The organism is Myxococcus sp. AM010 (assembly GCF_013372585.1).
GTDB classification, from domain to species: domain Bacteria; phylum Myxococcota; class Myxococcia; order Myxococcales; family Myxococcaceae; genus Myxococcus; species Myxococcus vastator.
Map to the genome: position 1 here is coordinate 1 of NZ_JABXEO010000131.1, position 14,266 is coordinate 14,266.

At 68.4% G+C, this 14,266-nt stretch carries 15 protein-coding genes; 6 read left to right on the forward strand and 9 right to left on the reverse strand.

Annotated elements, in window-relative coordinates:
* Positions 1 to 585: 585 nt before the first annotated feature.
* Positions 586 to 1,293, reverse strand: coding sequence for a sterol desaturase family protein (locus HV826_RS34300; protein WP_176421242.1), 708 nt, complete (start codon positions 1,291 to 1,293; stop codon positions 586 to 588).
* A gap of 13 nt (positions 1,294 to 1,306) precedes the next feature.
* Complete coding sequence (gene def, locus HV826_RS34305) at positions 1,307 to 1,813, reverse strand: peptide deformylase (protein ID WP_176421243.1); 507 nt, start codon at positions 1,811 to 1,813, stop codon at positions 1,307 to 1,309.
* A 289-nt stretch (positions 1,814 to 2,102) separates the two neighbouring features.
* Here def and HV826_RS34310 point away from each other — a divergent pair, with 289 nt between their 5' ends.
* Together HV826_RS34310 and HV826_RS34315 are read left to right on the forward strand one after the other, a co-directional pair.
* A complete protein-coding gene (locus HV826_RS34310; protein WP_176421244.1) occupies positions 2,103 to 2,585 on the forward strand; it encodes a nuclear transport factor 2 family protein in 483 nt (160 codons plus the stop codon).
* Positions 2,586 to 2,594: 9 nt separating this feature from the next.
* A complete protein-coding gene (locus tag HV826_RS34315; RefSeq protein WP_217918893.1) occupies positions 2,595 to 3,254 on the forward strand; it encodes a hypothetical protein in 660 nt (219 codons plus the stop codon).
* A 16-nt stretch (positions 3,255 to 3,270) separates the two neighbouring features.
* Here HV826_RS34315 and HV826_RS34320 read toward each other — a convergent pair whose 3' ends face one another.
* From HV826_RS34320 to HV826_RS34335, 4 genes are all read right to left on the reverse strand, one after another.
* Positions 3,271 to 4,722: a hypothetical protein gene (locus tag HV826_RS34320; RefSeq protein ID WP_176421245.1), complete on the reverse strand. Its 1,452-nt coding sequence runs from the start codon at positions 4,720 to 4,722 to the stop codon at positions 3,271 to 3,273.
* Between the two features lie 65 nt (positions 4,723 to 4,787).
* Positions 4,788 to 5,396 carry a hypothetical protein gene (locus tag HV826_RS34325; RefSeq protein ID WP_176421246.1) on the reverse strand — a complete coding sequence of 203 codons (609 nt, stop codon included), beginning with the start codon at positions 5,394 to 5,396 and terminating at the stop codon, positions 4,788 to 4,790.
* Between the two features lie 69 nt (positions 5,397 to 5,465).
* Positions 5,466 to 6,062 carry a DUF2378 family protein gene (locus tag HV826_RS34330; protein ID WP_176421247.1) on the reverse strand — a complete coding sequence of 199 codons (597 nt, stop codon included), beginning with the start codon at positions 6,060 to 6,062 and terminating at the stop codon, positions 5,466 to 5,468.
* Entirely contained in the window at positions 6,062 to 7,174 is a 1,113-nt protein-coding gene (locus HV826_RS34335; RefSeq protein ID WP_176421248.1) for a 3-oxoacyl-ACP synthase III family protein, read from the reverse strand. The genes HV826_RS34330 and HV826_RS34335 overlap by 1 nt, the downstream gene beginning before the upstream one ends.
* Before the next feature lie 59 nt (positions 7,175 to 7,233).
* Between HV826_RS34335 and HV826_RS34340 the strand changes: the two genes are divergently transcribed.
* Positions 7,234 to 7,476: a hypothetical protein gene (locus tag HV826_RS34340; protein WP_176421249.1), complete on the forward strand. Its 243-nt coding sequence runs from the start codon at positions 7,234 to 7,236 to the stop codon at positions 7,474 to 7,476.
* 171 nt (positions 7,477 to 7,647) lie between these two features.
* On the opposite strand, the gene HV826_RS34345 is transcribed toward HV826_RS34340, so the two are convergent.
* From HV826_RS34345 to HV826_RS34355, 3 genes are all read right to left on the reverse strand, one after another.
* Positions 7,648 to 8,157 carry a hypothetical protein gene (locus HV826_RS34345; protein ID WP_176421250.1) on the reverse strand — a complete coding sequence of 170 codons (510 nt, stop codon included), beginning with the start codon at positions 8,155 to 8,157 and terminating at the stop codon, positions 7,648 to 7,650.
* A gap of 162 nt (positions 8,158 to 8,319) precedes the next feature.
* Positions 8,320 to 9,069, reverse strand: coding sequence for a cell wall protein (locus HV826_RS34350; protein ID WP_255208493.1), 750 nt, complete (start codon positions 9,067 to 9,069; stop codon positions 8,320 to 8,322).
* A 211-nt stretch (positions 9,070 to 9,280) separates the two neighbouring features.
* Positions 9,281 to 9,448, reverse strand: a complete 168-nt coding sequence (locus HV826_RS34355; RefSeq protein WP_176421252.1) for a hypothetical protein — start codon at positions 9,446 to 9,448, stop codon at positions 9,281 to 9,283.
* Positions 9,449 to 9,633: 185 nt separating this feature from the next.
* Here HV826_RS34355 and HV826_RS34360 point away from each other — a divergent pair, with 185 nt between their 5' ends.
* From HV826_RS34360 to tkt, 3 genes are all read left to right on the forward strand, one after another.
* The gene (locus HV826_RS34360) at positions 9,634 to 10,482 is read left to right on the forward strand and encodes a MoxR family ATPase (protein ID WP_176421253.1); all 849 of its coding nucleotides are present in this window, start codon (positions 9,634 to 9,636) and stop codon (positions 10,480 to 10,482) included.
* 11 nt (positions 10,483 to 10,493) lie between these two features.
* Entirely contained in the window at positions 10,494 to 11,702 is a 1,209-nt protein-coding gene (locus HV826_RS34365) for a VWA domain-containing protein (RefSeq protein ID WP_176421254.1), read from the forward strand.
* Positions 11,703 to 11,871: 169 nt separating this feature from the next.
* The gene (gene tkt, locus HV826_RS34370; protein WP_176421255.1) at positions 11,872 to 13,935 is read left to right on the forward strand and encodes a transketolase; all 2,064 of its coding nucleotides are present in this window, start codon (positions 11,872 to 11,874) and stop codon (positions 13,933 to 13,935) included.
* Positions 13,936 to 14,266: the final 331 nt, after the last annotated feature.

The window sequence follows — 14,266 nt, forward strand, 5'->3', positions numbered from 1 at the left end:
TGTCAAGCTACTGTTTTCGCCGTCCTGCTGGCTTCCGGAGTCTTCAGCGCCGCCCAGTGGCTTCCGCTGCTTTCTTCCGGAGGGGCGCGGCTTCTACCGCTTCGCCGCCCTCCCTGTCAACCGCTGCTTTCGTTGACTCCCTCGACTCGTCCGCCCTTTCCTTCCGGGCTTCTTCGTCGGGGGCGCGGCTTCTACCACCACCGCGTCTCCTGTCAACCTGCTGCGTTGACCGCCGTATTCCGTATTTTCGTACTGACTCGCTCGAAGTACCTTCCGCGCCAGCGCGCGGGCTTCTTTGCGAGGGGCGCGGCTTCTATCACCGCCGCGTTCAGGGTCAACAAGCTTCGTCGACTCTTTCTTCCTGATCGTCTCCCGGGTGACGGACACCGAGGCGGCGAGCAGGGGTCCACTTACTAACGCGCCGCTTCCTGCACGTCAATGGATCTTGATCGGGGCCGTGCTCTGACGCCCGCACCTGCAGGTGTGACAACCCAGGCCCTGACGCAAGCCTTCCCCTGAAATATCAGGGCCTTGCCGCTCGGGAAGCAACCTGCCCTCCAGGACCAGGGCCCACGCTTCTGGTGTTTACGACTTCTCGCGACGGTCCTTTTCGGGCCGCCATGATGTCCCGAAGAGCCAGTCCGCGAACGGAAACGAGATGTTGAAATTGTGGCGCTGCATCTTCGCAGGGTCGTGATGGGCCTCATGGTGGCGGCGCAGTTGCCGCATCAGCGCGAGCTGGGCCACTGGGTGCTCGGGCGGCAGGTGGTGGCAAAAGTGCAGCCACTCGTACATCAGGTAATACCCGACCGCCGCGGCGACGAAGAGCCAGCCCACGTTCGGCGAGATGAGGACGAAGCACAACGTCCCCAGTGGAGCGGCGATGGCTCCCAGGAAGAACAGCAGCAATACAGGAGGAAAGAGCACCATCTTCACGTCCCGAGCGGACTCGTAGGCCAGGGCGTCGTGGGTGAAGAAGCGGTGGTGCTGCTCGGTGTGACGCTGGAAGAGCAGGCCCAGCCCCCGCCGGCGGTGGTGCATGGGCCCTCGGTGCCCCAGGAATTCCACCACGTTGCCCAGCAGGAAGACCGCGGGCAGCGTCAGCCATTCCACGGGCCGGCCTCCTTCCAGGAGAGAGATGGCGCAGCCGATGACCGCCAGCGAGCCCAGGCTCGTGAAGACGAAGTGCGCGCGCCCGGAGTAGCGGGGGCTCACGTGCTTGCGCCGGTAGTCCTCGCGAAATCGCGCCACGCGCTCGGGGATGGAGCGCGTGGCCCTGGCGGCTTCGGCCATCCTGTCACCCTGACTAGCCCTTCTGGCGGATCTTCACTTTCTGGAGCTTCTTCATCCGGTCGAGGATGAGCGTGCGCTTGAGGCTGGACAGGTGGTCCACGAACACGTGCCCGTCGAGATGGTCGATTTCATGCTGCAGGACGTGCGCGAGCCGGCCTTCCGCCTCGAGTTCGTGCCATTCGGCCGACTTGTCCTGGTAGCGCACCTTCACCTTGTGGAAGCGCGGGCACTTCTCCCACTCGCGCGGGACGGACAGGCAGCCCTCCTCCATCGTCACCGGTTCCATCTTCTCCAGAATCTGCGGATTGACGATTTCGAAGTAGGTGCCGTCCTCCCGCCCAACCAGCGCCACGCGCAGGGGTTCGCCGACCTGGTTGGCGGCGATGCCGATGCCTTCGGCTTCCTTCATGGACTCGGCCATCTGCTCCAAGAGCGTCTCGAGCGGAGGGCCGAAGTCAGTCACGGGCTTGGTGGACGAGGTGAGGACCTTGTGGGGCCAGATGACGATGTCGCGAGCCATGGGCCGCAATCTGCCATGCACGCCCCCTCAGCGCCGCCCGATTCGGCATACCAACGGTCCACAGGTTCACACGACGGCCCTACCCCACTGGGACCTCACCGTGGCGCTGGCCACAACAGGCAATACAGTCCCGCGAAGGGCGGTGTGGCGCGGCGGGACAACACCACGTTGCCAGGGGCGCATCGCCCTCCAGCCAGGCCACATGCCCCCCCAGGGGCGTTTCACCTTCCGAGCGGCGCCATCCGGACAGTTGGCGCGTCTCCACTGGCAGGTCTGCTACACCTGTCCCATGCACCCGCACGCCCAACTCATCACCGACTTCTACTCAGCGTTCCAACGCCGGGACGCCCAGGCCATGGCCGCCTGCTACCACCCGGAGGTGGAGTTCTCCGACGCCGCCTTCGTTGGACTCCGTCGCCGGGAGCCCGGTGCCATGTGGCTCATGCTCTGCGAGCGCGGCAAGGACCTGGAGGTCACCTTCCGCGACGTGCAGGCCGATGACCACCAGGGCCGCGCCCACTGGGATGCGAACTACACGTTCAGCGGCACCGGCAGGAAGGTGCTCAATCGCATCGATGCCGAGTTCGAGTTCCGCGACGGGAAGATTGTCCGGCACCGCGACCACTTCGACTTCTGGACCTGGTCCCGCCAGGCGCTGGGCCCCACGGGGCTGTTGCTCGGGTGGACGCCCCTGTTGAAGAAGAAGGTCCAGGCGAAGGCCCGGAAGTCCCTGGACATCTTCATGCGCGAGCGTGGCATCCCCCTGGAGTGAGGAGGCCGCATGGCACCGCCCGATAGTGAGCGCCCGCCAGTGGAGTCCCTGGACCTCTGGCTCCTGGAGGCCGCCATGGAGCTGCCCACGCCCCTGCACATGCTCGTGGAGCCGAACCCGCACGTCGCGCTCAACATGGCGGACGACCCGCGGTTGTCTCGGGAGGAGCTGTGTGAGCGGCTGTCGCTGCTCGCCGAGCGCGGGCTCATCCGCGTCCACATGCTTCCGGATGGACTGCAGGCGCTGTTCTCCCCCGAGGCGATTTCAAGCGCCATGGATGCCCGGCAGTCCCGCACTCCCTTCGGCTACTCGCTCACGGATGCAGGCGGCGCCGCCTGGGAACACCACGCCAGGCCCGATTGGAGCCGGTTCGTCAACGCGGGCCAGGAGCCCTCCGCCGACGATGCCCAGGACGCCTGGGTCATCGAGGCCGCGAGCCTTGAAGCCGCGGAGGGGGAGTTCCACTTCCATGAGTCACTCGGCGATGTGCATCAGCCGGTCAGCGCGTCGAAACGCGGCGAGGTGCTGACGCCGTGGCAGGTGACGTATTGGAAGGCGCTGCCTCACGGATACCGGCTCCGCTATGTCACCGTGCCGCGCCCTCCCGACCCGGCTCGGAGCAGGAGCGTGCCTTCCCGATTACCTTGGTACACGCGCGTCTGGCTGTGAGCCCGCGCCCGCGCGCTCACGGCTCCGATTCGGATGTCTCGAGGTGCTGGTACGTCAGCGGGCCCTTCCCTTCGCGGGCCAGTCTGGCCGTGCAGCGGACGTTGCCCCTCCAGTCCAGGAGCTGGAGCCCCAACGTGCCGTCTTCCTGCAGGAGCAGTGAGCCATGGCCGTTGTTGCCCAGCTCAGGTCTCAGGTCCGCCCACTCGGGGAAGCGTGTGTGCGACTCCAGGAAGCGCACGGGTGCTGGAGACGACAGGCCCGGCGTCACCGCTCGCACCGGTAGACCCGCGTGCCCCAGGCTTCCTCCCAGGAATGGGAGCGCGGCGCTCCGGTCGAACAGCGCTCCGTATGGCGTAGCGCCCCAGAACCACAAATCGACCAGTGCGCGCTCGACCGCCAGTTCCCGGAGGTCCTCCAGCAAACCGGCGTGCGTCGGTTCTCCGTACCGATAGGGCGCATCGTGGCTCAGGAGGATGTTCGTCGCACCTCGCTGGCGGCCCTCCCCCAGCACTGACTCCAGCCAGCGCAGGAGCGCGGGCTCCTGGTGCCGCCCTGGCTCGAAGTACGCGGTGTCCAGACCGATGAGCTGGAAGCGCTCCGAGGCCAGGCAGAAGTAGCTTCCCTCCTGGACTTGCTTCGCTCGTGAGGCGCCTCGGCGCTCGTCCAGGTAGCGGTAGAAGGGGGTGCCTCCGGAGCGCATCTCCGGGCCCGCGTTCAGCGTCATCAGTGTTGTCACTGGCAGCAGCGCTTCGAGCGGCTCGGCCACGTGCGCGTCGAATTCGCCCTGACGGCCCGCGTAGTACACGCCCCCCAGGTGCACCGCGTACTCCAAGCGCTCGCCTCGCATGATGAGCTGACGGGCCACGTAGCGCGCGGGGTACTCGCCCGTGCCAAAGCCGCCGAACAGCGCCACCTCCACCGGCCGTCCCGGCGCGGGCTCGCGGAGCGCGTAGCGGAAACGGTTGGCGTGATGCGCATCGTCGTGCCGACGGAACTCCGCCCGGTGCCAGCCGCCGTGGAGCCAGGCGCGACCGCTGAACAAAAGCCATCCGCGCAGGTCCGCCACCGGCTCAAAGCGGGTTCGCGCTGGGTCGATGGGAATCTCCTTCGTCATCAGCGGGAAGGTGAAGTCCGGCGGCAGAGACGCCGACGCCCGCGCCTGGAATGCCGGCTGCCTCAGGGCCTGGAGCGCGGCTTCGGGCTCACGAAGGGACTGCTCCAGCTCCTGGAGCACGTGCACCAGGGCTCCCTCCGAAACAGGCGCGCCCAAGTCCTGGCGGATGAGGCTCAGGATTTCTTCCGGCTCGCGCAGGAAGCGCTCGCGCAGCGCGCCCAGGTCGTCCGGACCGAGCGGCGGCAACTCCAATCCGTCGGCGCTCGCGGCTCCGGACGTCCCCAGCGCCGTTGCCGCGGCTGAAGGGGCCCGGTACCCGAGTGCCGTGTAGAACTCCATCCGCTTGCGGTCCATGGGCGCATCATCGCCCGTTGGCCCGACGCGGGGAATGCCGTGCGCCGCGTCCCGTCGAGTGGCGCCTACTCCCGCGATTTCGCGGCGGCCGCGGCCTCCTGCGCTTCCTTCACCTTGCTCGCGTCTCGCTGGCGGCCATCACGGTAGGCGTAGAGCGTGTAATACGAACCCGTGGCGTAGCCCGGTAGCTTTCGGGGATTGAAGACGCTGGTGCTCGACACCGTTCCACCCACGAAGCCCTTGGGCACATCCACCAGTCGCATCGCGCAGCCGGCCAGGACCAGCCCCGCCGCTGGCACGTCGTTGCTCACCAGCGTGCACGTGCCTCGCGCCGTGAAGCGCCCCTCTGGCAGGTTGTAGCGCATGTAGACATTCAGCTGCTGCCCGACAGGGAAGGCTTTGTCCGTCACCTGGACGCATGCCGTCGCCGTGCCCACGCGACGGCCTCCCCCGTCCACCACCTTGCCGTCCTTGGGATTGTGCTGGGGCACATACACGCTCCCGCCCAGCTTCACGTTCACCTCGAAGGGCGCCGCCGCGCACACCGCCGGGTCCGCGGGGCTCGCCGGGTCCTCTTGCGTGCGGAACTGCATCACCACCTCATTGGCTCCCGCCTGCGCCGACAGCAACAGGACACCCAGCATCCCCACCGCACCGCCGAGCCTTCGCGACATGGCGTACCTCCCTCCGGACCGTGAGGGGCTTTTCAGCCCACCGCTTGCACCGCTGTGACGCGCCAGGCGCTAGTGCCACGACAACGTGTATTCGGTGTCGAGCGGCCCCGTCTGCCGGCCGTGCACCTGGACCTGCTTGCCTCCCACCGCCTCGATGACGGCCTGGAGCGTGCCCTCGTGGTAGGCGGGCGGCATGAAGTCCCGCTTCATCGTGAAGATGCCGCTGGTATCGCCCGTCCACTTCACCGCGCGCTCGCCATAACTGACCGCCGCGCGATAACCCGAGTGCAGGTTGCCCACGAGCCGCTTCGGACTGTCCGACGCCAGCAACAACAGCGTCTTGCCCGCCGCCGAAGACAGGAAGTCCGTCGTGGCCACCACGCCCATGCGCCGCAGCGCTCCGTCGAAGCCACCGTGCTCCGGGCCCATCATCTGCGCCGCCGTGAAGGACATCCGCAGGAATGCGGACACCGGGTAGTTGAAGAAGTCGATGAAGCGCGTCTCACCACTGGCCGCCAGACAGCGCTCCACCGCCGCGTCCCCACCCATCGTGCGAACGGCGGACACCACGCCGTTGAAGAAGAGCCCTCGGGCCGTGTCGTCCTTCGTCGCCAACGCCAAGCGTGCTTCCAACTCCTTGGCGATATTCGGATCCAACTTGTTCATTACAACCTCACGAGTTGCGCGCCGTAGTGGACGTTCGCGCCTACCGCTGCCACCACCACCAGATCACCACTTCCCAGACGCACACGGCCGGCTTCCAGGTCCTCGGCCAGGAGGATGAGCATCCCCGCCGCGGACGTGTTGCCGTAGCGGTCCACGTTGCACGCCACCGCCTCACGCGGCAGCCCCGCCCGCTCCACGAAGGCGTCCATCACCCGCTTGTTCGGCTGGTGGAAGTAATACCGCTCCACCTTCGAACGGAGCTCCGGACGCGGACCGAGGACGGCGTCGAGGCACTTCTGCATGTACTCCGGATAGCTGCGCGCCACGCGGAAGCCATCCACCACGAAGGCCATGTCCGCCGGACGCATCCGCCCCGGCTGATAGGGCAGCTTCAACAGGCCGCCACCCTTGCGGATGACCAGGTCTCCGTACGCGTTGCCGGAGAAGGACGCCAGGATGCCCTCCGCCCCCGCCTCCCCCTGCTTCGACTGGAGCACCACCGCGCCCGCCCCGTCGCCGAAGACATACATGGAGAGGTAGCCCTGCAGCGTCTTCGAGCGGCCAGGCCCGGCCGGCAGTTCGTCCGTGTAGACCTCTCGGTTCACCAGCGGGGACGTGAAGGCAGAGGCCACCACCGCCACCGTGCGGAAGCGCCCTCCGTCCATCATCTTCTTCACCATGTCCAACACGTACGGCGTGCCACCGCAGCCGTCGTCCAGCACGAGCCCGAACGCGTCCTCGCGCATTTCCAACCGCCGGTGCAGCTCCATGGCGTCGTGGTTGAAGTGCGGCGCGTCCGGAGTACACGTCACCACGAAGAGCGCATCCAGCGCCTTGGGGTCCACACCCGCCTGGGCCAGCGCCTTCCGGAGCGCCACCTCGCACATGTCCGTGTTGTTCGCCGGGTAGATGTGCCCGTCATCCTCGGGCGGCGGAATCGCCCGGCCCGTGGCCTCGTCGATGTCCCAGAGGAAGCGGCGCTCGCGGATGCCGACCTTCTCCTCGATGCGCGCAGCCGGCCACCCCGGGATGGCCCTGGCGATTCGCTCGTTGCTCACTACCCGTGAAGGAACGAAGGCACCGGCTCCGACGACACAAACATTGGGTGTCATTTAATGGCCCCGTTCTTTCACAGTCTCACCATATGGGAGGCATTCCCTGGCGAACGGGGTTGAGCAGGATTCAGGCCATATACGAAGTCGTTGAAACAACTGCCGCTGGCGAACGGGACCAGTTCATCCGTGAATCACCTTCTGGCCAGATGCCCCATGAAGATCCCGAGATTACTGGAGATTCCCGTTGCTTCACAAATGAAGCGGCGAACGTTGAGGATGAAGCGCTTCGCCGCGAGAATTTCCTCTCAGTGACTGAGCATGTCACCTCAGGTGTCGCCAATGACTACGCTGCACAGTGAAAACGGCGCATGCGCGCGTGAGTTTTTATAGACCCACACGACGGAGCCGGGCGCCGAGCCTCTCACTGGGAGTCTCTGGCTTGAAGGGGGGATGAGACGGCTGTGCTGAAATCAACACATCAGGAAGGCCGCCCACCCATGGGGGGCGGCCACTCACCGACCTGGCGCGGCTCAGAACGGGATGTTGTCGTCGTCGTTCGGCGGAGGGATGTCGTCGCCGCCGTAGCCACCGCCGGCGCCGTAACCACCCTGGCTGCCGTAACCGCCGTCATTGCCACCGCCCGCGTCGCCGCCCCGCTGCCGCGCGATTTCCGCTTCAATGGCGGCGAGCAACTGGCGCTCCTTGTCGTGCCAGCGCGACTTGCTCGGGTCGTTCAGCGAGCGGCGCGCGCCGTTGGCGTAGAACTCCAGGTCGCCCATGCTGGCGCCGACAATGGGCCCGCCCTTGCTGCGGCCATAGTTGGGGAAGACCATTCCATCCCCACCGCCACCACCGCTGCTCGCGGGCGCCGAACGCCGCGCCGCCGGGGCCGCCGCGTCCGGCGTGCCGCCAATGGACATCTCTCCCAGCGTCAGCGTGAAGCCCTCGCCGCTCTTGACCGCCGTGCCCACACGCACCTGCTCCACCCGCCCGTCGGGACGACGCACCGCCACGGTGACCGGATAACCTTGCTCGCTCATGCCGGGCCGAATCCCATCCCCGCCCCATTACTGTCAACGGAGACTCGAAGGGGATGTCCGAGAACCGGCCGCTCGTCCGGCCTGCTCACCGCGCTCCGCGGATTCCACTGGAGCCGCTCGGGCCCGAAGACCCGAGGGACTCCGCGGAGCGCGGCGCTCGTATCAGAACAGCGAGCCCTGGGAGGAGGACCGACCCTTCTTGCGCTTGCCGGCTCCGGCCTTCGTCTTGGCGGTCTTGACGTTGCGCCCCCCCTTGACCGCGGCCTTCTTCGCGGCCGGGGCCTTCTTGGCCACCGACTTCTTCGCGGAGGCCGGGGCCTTCTTCGCGGGGGCCGGGGCCTTCTTCTTCGCGCTCGCGGCCTTCTTCACGCTCGCGGCCTTCCGCCCCGCCGACTTCTTCGCGGCGGCCGGGGCCTTCTCCTCGGCGGGCGGCGGCGCCACCGCCACGGGGGCGGCGGCCCTCGCCGAGGACTTCTTCCTGGCGCCACCCTCATGCAGCGCCTTGCTGGCGGCGCGCCCCCGCGGCAGCTTCACGTCCGCCACCGATTGCGGAAGCGCGTCGTCCTTCCACGCCGACGGCCGGCGGTTGGTCCGCATCAGCAGCCGCAGCTTCTGGTAGTGCGCCGAGCAGTAGCCCTTGGAGCGGCTGGGCCGGTCGCAGCCGATGACGGCGCACGCCCGGGTGCCTTCCTCCGCGCGCGTCTGGCTGACCATCGGCTTCGCCGCCACCGGCCTGACCACGGCCGCGCGACCCTTCGGCGCCGCGACCGCCTGCTTGCGGCCTCCGCGCGTGGACGCGGGCAGCTCCGTGGGCGGCCGCACACCCGCCATGGCGCCGAGGCGGCTGGTCAGCGGCGCCAGCCGGTCCGTCACCGCGCGCAGCAACTCCAGGGCCTCCAGGCCTTCCTCCATGCGCCGGACCGCCTCCTGCAACGGGACCAACTGCGCATCGAGTTCGCGCCGGAAGATTTCGCCAAGAGCATTCGCAATGGACATTGCCCGGGAGAATACACGGGGCCCCGGGAAACCGGCGTAAAAACCTGTGCTTGGCTCGCACCAATCGTTGACCGGCGGGCGAAGCCATACATCCCGAGAGGTCAGCCCCTCCCGCGCAGCGAGGCAGCTACCCCCGGGCGCTGACGGCGGACGGCGGCTCGGCCTGGGGGAGGGAGCGCTCCGGGCGCTCCCGTTGGAGCGCAGGCGGACGGGTGACGGCGGCCGTCCCGCAGGTGCGCACCGCCAGGGAGACGGCGCCCATGAGCAACAGTGCTGGAACAACCAGGTGACCCATGGCGCCTCCGCGAAGCAGGTGACGGGCGTGCGTGCCGGCAAACCCCACGGGTCCTCCCCCGCCCGGCAGGCCGGCTGCCTCCCGCCCGAGACATACGAATGAGCTTGCCGTTCGGGTCTGACAATTCCGCAGCCCCGGGCAGGCGAGCCCCCCAGACAACGCGGCGGGTGTTAAAGGGCTGGAGCATGAGCCAGGCGCCCACTCCCGTCCGCTTCAAAGGCACCGACACCTACCTGACCCACGAGAGCCTCCAGGCCGCGGTCAACTGCGCGCTGACCCTCCAGCGCCCCCTGCTGGTGAAGGGTGAGCCCGGCACCGGCAAGACGCTGCTGGCGGAGGCCATCGCCGAGGCCCTGGGGCACCGGCTCATCACCTGGCATGTGAAGAGCACCACCCGCGCGCAGGACGGCCTCTACGTCTACGACACCGTGCAGCGCCTGTATGACTCGCGCTTCAACGACGGGGACGTGCGCGACATCCGCAAGTACATCCGCCAGGGCCCGCTGGGCGAGGCCTTCTCCTCGCCCGAGCGCGTGGTGCTGCTCATCGACGAGGTGGACAAGGCGGACCTGGAGTTCCCCAATGACTTGCTCCACGAGCTGGACCGGATGCGCTTCCGCGTCACCGAGACGGGTGACGAGGTGGTGGCGAAGCACCGCCCCGTGGTGGTGATTACGTCCAACAACGAGAAGGAGCTGCCCGACGCCTTCCTGCGCCGGTGCGTGTTCCACTTCATCGACTTCCCGGACACGGAGCTGATGCGCCGCATCGTCGACGTGCACCACCCGGGCCTGGACAGCGCGCTGTCCGAGCAGGCGCTGAAGGTCTTCTACGAGCTGCGCAGCTTCACCCGCCTGCGCAAGAAGCCCTCCACCAGCGAGCTCATCGACTGGATTGCCGTGCTCAAGGCGCAGGGCGTCCACGACCTCAAGATGGACGAGCAGCTCCCCTTCCTGGGCGCGCTGCTGAAGAAGGAGCAGGACCTGGTCTCCGTGGCGGAGGCCTTCGGGCGCGGGCGCCGTCCTCGGGCCTGAGAGGCGCTGCCATGTTCCTGCCCTTCTTCTACGAGCTGCGCCGGCGCGGGCTGAAGGTCGGCGCCCAGGAGGCGCTGGCGCTGGCCGGCGCGCTGCGAGCGGGCCTCCACGACAGCCACCTGGACGGCTTCTATCATGTGGCCCGGGCGCTGCTCGTGCACTCGGAGACGCAGCTGGATGTGTTTGACCAGGCCTTCCTCGCCCACTTCCAGGGCGTGGAGACGGCGAGCCTGGAGCTGACGCAGGAGCTGCTCAACTGGCTGGAGGAGGCGCGCGAGCGGCCCGACCTGAGCCCCGAGGAAGTCGCCCTGCTGGAGCAGTTGGACCCGGAGGAGCTTCGCCGGCTCTTCGAGGAGCGCCAGAAGGAGCAGAAGGAGCGCCACGACGGCGGCAACCGCTGGGTGGGCACCGGCGGCACGTCTCCCTTTGGCAACAACGGCTTCGGCCGCGAGGGCATCCGCGTGGGCGGCGGCGCGGGCAACCGCCAGGGACGCGCGCTGATGCAGGCCGGGGCCCGGAGGTACGCCGGCTACCGCGACGACGTGGTGCTGGACACGCGGCAGATGGCGGTGGCGCTGCGCAAGCTGCGCGCCTTCGCTCGGGACGGCGCGCCGGACGAGCTGGACGTGGACGAGTCCATCGCCGCCACCGCGCGCAACGCCGGCGAGCTGGAGGTGGTGACGCGGCCGCCGCGCCGGCCCAACACGCGCGTGGTGCTGGCCATGGACGTGGGCGGCTCCATGGACCCGTACGCGGCGCTGGTGAGCCGGCTGTTCAGCGTGGCCAGCCAGGCGACGCACTTCAAGGAGCTGCGCACCTACTACTTCCACAACTGCGTCTACGGAAAGCTCTACGCCACGCCGCAGCTCACCGGCGGCATCACCGTGCCGGAGCTGGTGGCCCAGGTGGGGCGGCACCACAAGCTGGTCATGGTGGGGGATGCCTCCATGGCGCCCTACGAGCTGTCCATCCGCACCGACGCGCAGGGGCATTACAAGACAGACGGGCTGGAAGGGCTGACGTGGCTGATGCAGCTGGCGCAGCACTTCGAGCGCAACGCGTGGCTCAACCCGGAGCCCATGGGCACGTGGCGCACGGGGACCATCTCCGTGATTGCCCGCGTCTTCCCCATGTTCGCCCTGACGGTGGAGGGACTGGGTGAAGCCGTCACGCACCTGACGCGGGGACGCACCGTGAGGGGCGCGGCGGCGCGGCGCTGAAGCGCGTTCCTTGGGCGCGCGGGATTCATTCCCGTGCCCCCCAGGGCAGGAATTCCAGGTGCGCCCGTGGACTGGCGGACGGCCGGGCGAGCCGCAGCGCATTTGGTGCAGCACCTGGAGCGTCAGTTGCGGCATGGTGCGCGCACGCGAGCGGGACCGCGAGGACACCATGACAACCGACAAGCAGGACGTGCTGGCCATCAACACCATCCGCACCCTCGCCATGGATGCGGTGCAGCAGGCCCACTCGGGCCACCCGGGGGCTCCCATGTCCCTGGCCCCCGTGGCGTATCAGCTCTGGCAGCAGGAGCTCCGGTACGACCCGTCCCACCCCATCTGGCCGGACCGGGACAGGTTCATCCTGTCCAACGGCCACGCCTCCATGCTGCTGTACGCGCTGCTCCACCTGGCCGGGGTGAAGCGCGTCACGCGCGAGTACACCGTCGAGGACGCGCCCACCGTGTCGCTCGAGGACATCAAGAAGTTCCGGCAGCTCGACTCGTCCACCCCGGGCCACCCCGAGTACCGGTGGACCAGCGGCGTGGAGACGACCACCGGCCCCCTGGGCCAGGGCGTGTCCAACAGCGTGGGCATGGCCATGGCCAGCCGCTGGCTCGCCAGCTACTACAACCGCCCCGGCTTCGAGATGTTCGGCTACGACGTCTACGCCATCTGCGGCGACGGCGACCTGATGGAGGGCGTGGCGTCCGAGGCGGCGTCCATCGCCGGCCACCTCCAGCTGCCCAACCTGTGCTGGGTCTACGACAGCAACCACATCTCCATCGACGGCAGCACCGACCTGGCCTTTACCGAGGACGTGGGCCGGCGCTTCGAGGCCTACGGCTGGCGCGTGCTGCGCGTGCCGGACGCCAACGACTTGAACGCCATGGGCGAGGCGCTGCGCACCTTCAAGACGGCGCGCGGCAAGCCCACGCTCATCATCGTCACCACCCAGATTGCCTACGGCGCGCCCAAGCTCCAGGGCTCCTCCAAGGCCCACGGCGAGCCGCTGGGCGACGAGGAAATCAAGGGCACCAAGCGCTTCTACGGCTGGCCCGAGGACGAGAAGTTCCTGGTGCCCGACGGCGTGCGTGAGCGCTTCCAGGAGCGCATGGGCACCCGCGGCAAGCAGCTGCGCGCGGAGTGGGAGCAGAAGTTCGCCGAGTACCGCAAGCAGTTCCCTGAGCTGGCCGACCAGCTGGAGCGCATGCAGCGCCGCGAGTCCCCCCAGGGCTGGGACGCGGAGCTGCCGACGTTCCCCGCCGACGCCAAGGGCCTGGCCACGCGCGACTCCAGCGGCAAGGTGCTCAACGCCATCGCCAAGCACCACCCGTGGCTGGTGGGCGGCTCGGCGGACCTCAACCCGTCCACGAAGACGTACATCACCGGCGGGGAGGCGATGAAGCCGGGCGAGTTCGCCGGGCGCAACATCCACTTCGGCGTGCGCGAGCACGCGATGGGCTCCATCGTCAACGGCCTGTGCCTGAGCAAGCTGCGCGGCTACGGCGCCACGTTCCTCATCTTCAGTGACTACGAGCGCCCCGCCATCCGCCTGTCCGCGCTGATGGAGCTGCCCGCCATCCACATCTTCACCCACGACTCCATTGGCGTGGGTGAGGACGGCCCCACGCACCAGCCGGTGGAGCAGTTGGCGTCGCTGCGCGCGATTCCCGGCATCATCGTGCTGCGCCCCGGTGACGCCAACGAGGTGGTCGAGTCGTGGCGGGTGATTGCCCAGCAGCGCAAGCACCCGGTGGTGCTGGTGCTCACGCGCCAGCCCGTGCCCACGCTGGACCGCAGCAAGTACGGCGCGGCGTCCGGCGTGGCCCGCGGCGGCTACGTGCTGTCCGAGGCGGAGGGTGGCAAGCCGGAGGTCATCCTCATCGGCACCGGCAGCGAGGTGTCGCTGTGCCTGGACGCGCAGGAGAAGCTCAAGGCCGACGGAATCCCCGCGCGCGTGGTCAGCCTGCCGTCGTGGGAGCTGTTCGAGGAGCAGTCCCCGGAGTACCGGGACAGCGTGCTGCCTCCGTCCGTGCGCGCCCGCGTCGCGGTGGAGAAGGGCGCCGCCTTCGGCTGGGAGCGCTTCGTGGGGCATGACGGCAACATCGTCGCCATGCGCAGCTTCGGCGCCTCCGCGCCCATCAAGGCGCTGCAGCAGAAGTTCGGCTTCACCGTGGACCACGTGGCCCAGCAGGCGAAGGACGCGCTGAAGAAGACGAAGACGCGGCCGTAGCCCGCAAAAGAAAGAGCCTCGGACCGTCCCCCAACGGTCCGAGGCCCTCGGGCCTTTTCGGCATCCAGGTGCTCGTCCTGGCGAACTCATGGCGCGGAGAGGCGCGACCCCCGTCGCATCCCAGCCCCCCGGCTGGGGTTCCCCCCGCGCCATGAGCCCATCAGGTCACTTCAACGTCGTTCCCAGTTGACTCGTCGGCGTGAGCGTTGCGTCCCCCCGGTCGCAGCCCGGTTCCCCCGAACCGGCTTGCCGCTCGCACCTTCAAGTCCTCCAAGTCCGACTGACTCGCTCGCCCGGGAGGTTCGCCCCCCAGCGCCTGGCCCCCCGGCCA

Bases quoted from the DNA above. Each gene is read 5' to 3' on its own strand.
- HV826_RS34300 (WP_176421242.1), bottom strand. From the start codon at position 1,293: ATGGCCGAAGCCGCCAGGGCCACGCGCTCCATCCCCGAGCGCGTGGCG.
- def (WP_176421243.1), bottom strand. From the start codon at position 1,813: ATGGCTCGCGACATCGTCATCTGGCCCCACAAGGTCCTCACCTCGTCC.
- HV826_RS34310 (WP_176421244.1), top strand. From the start codon at position 2,103: ATGCACCCGCACGCCCAACTCATCACCGACTTCTACTCAGCGTTCCAA.
- HV826_RS34315 (WP_217918893.1), top strand. From the start codon at position 2,595: ATGGCACCGCCCGATAGTGAGCGCCCGCCAGTGGAGTCCCTGGACCTC.
- HV826_RS34320 (WP_176421245.1), bottom strand. From the start codon at position 4,722: ATGGACCGCAAGCGGATGGAGTTCTACACGGCACTCGGGTACCGGGCC.
- HV826_RS34325 (WP_176421246.1), bottom strand. From the start codon at position 5,396: ATGTCGCGAAGGCTCGGCGGTGCGGTGGGGATGCTGGGTGTCCTGTTG.
- HV826_RS34330 (WP_176421247.1), bottom strand. From the start codon at position 6,062: ATGAACAAGTTGGATCCGAATATCGCCAAGGAGTTGGAAGCACGCTTG.
- HV826_RS34335 (WP_176421248.1), bottom strand. From the start codon at position 7,174: ATGACACCCAATGTTTGTGTCGTCGGAGCCGGTGCCTTCGTTCCTTCA.
- HV826_RS34345 (WP_176421250.1), bottom strand. From the start codon at position 8,157: ATGAGCGAGCAAGGTTATCCGGTCACCGTGGCGGTGCGTCGTCCCGAC.
- HV826_RS34350 (WP_255208493.1), bottom strand. From the start codon at position 9,069: ATGGAGGAAGGCCTGGAGGCCCTGGAGTTGCTGCGCGCGGTGACGGAC.
- HV826_RS34355 (WP_176421252.1), bottom strand. From the start codon at position 9,448: ATGGGTCACCTGGTTGTTCCAGCACTGTTGCTCATGGGCGCCGTCTCC.
- HV826_RS34360 (WP_176421253.1), top strand. From the start codon at position 9,634: ATGAGCCAGGCGCCCACTCCCGTCCGCTTCAAAGGCACCGACACCTAC.
- HV826_RS34365 (WP_176421254.1), top strand. From the start codon at position 10,494: ATGTTCCTGCCCTTCTTCTACGAGCTGCGCCGGCGCGGGCTGAAGGTC.
- tkt (WP_176421255.1), top strand. From the start codon at position 11,872: ATGACAACCGACAAGCAGGACGTGCTGGCCATCAACACCATCCGCACC.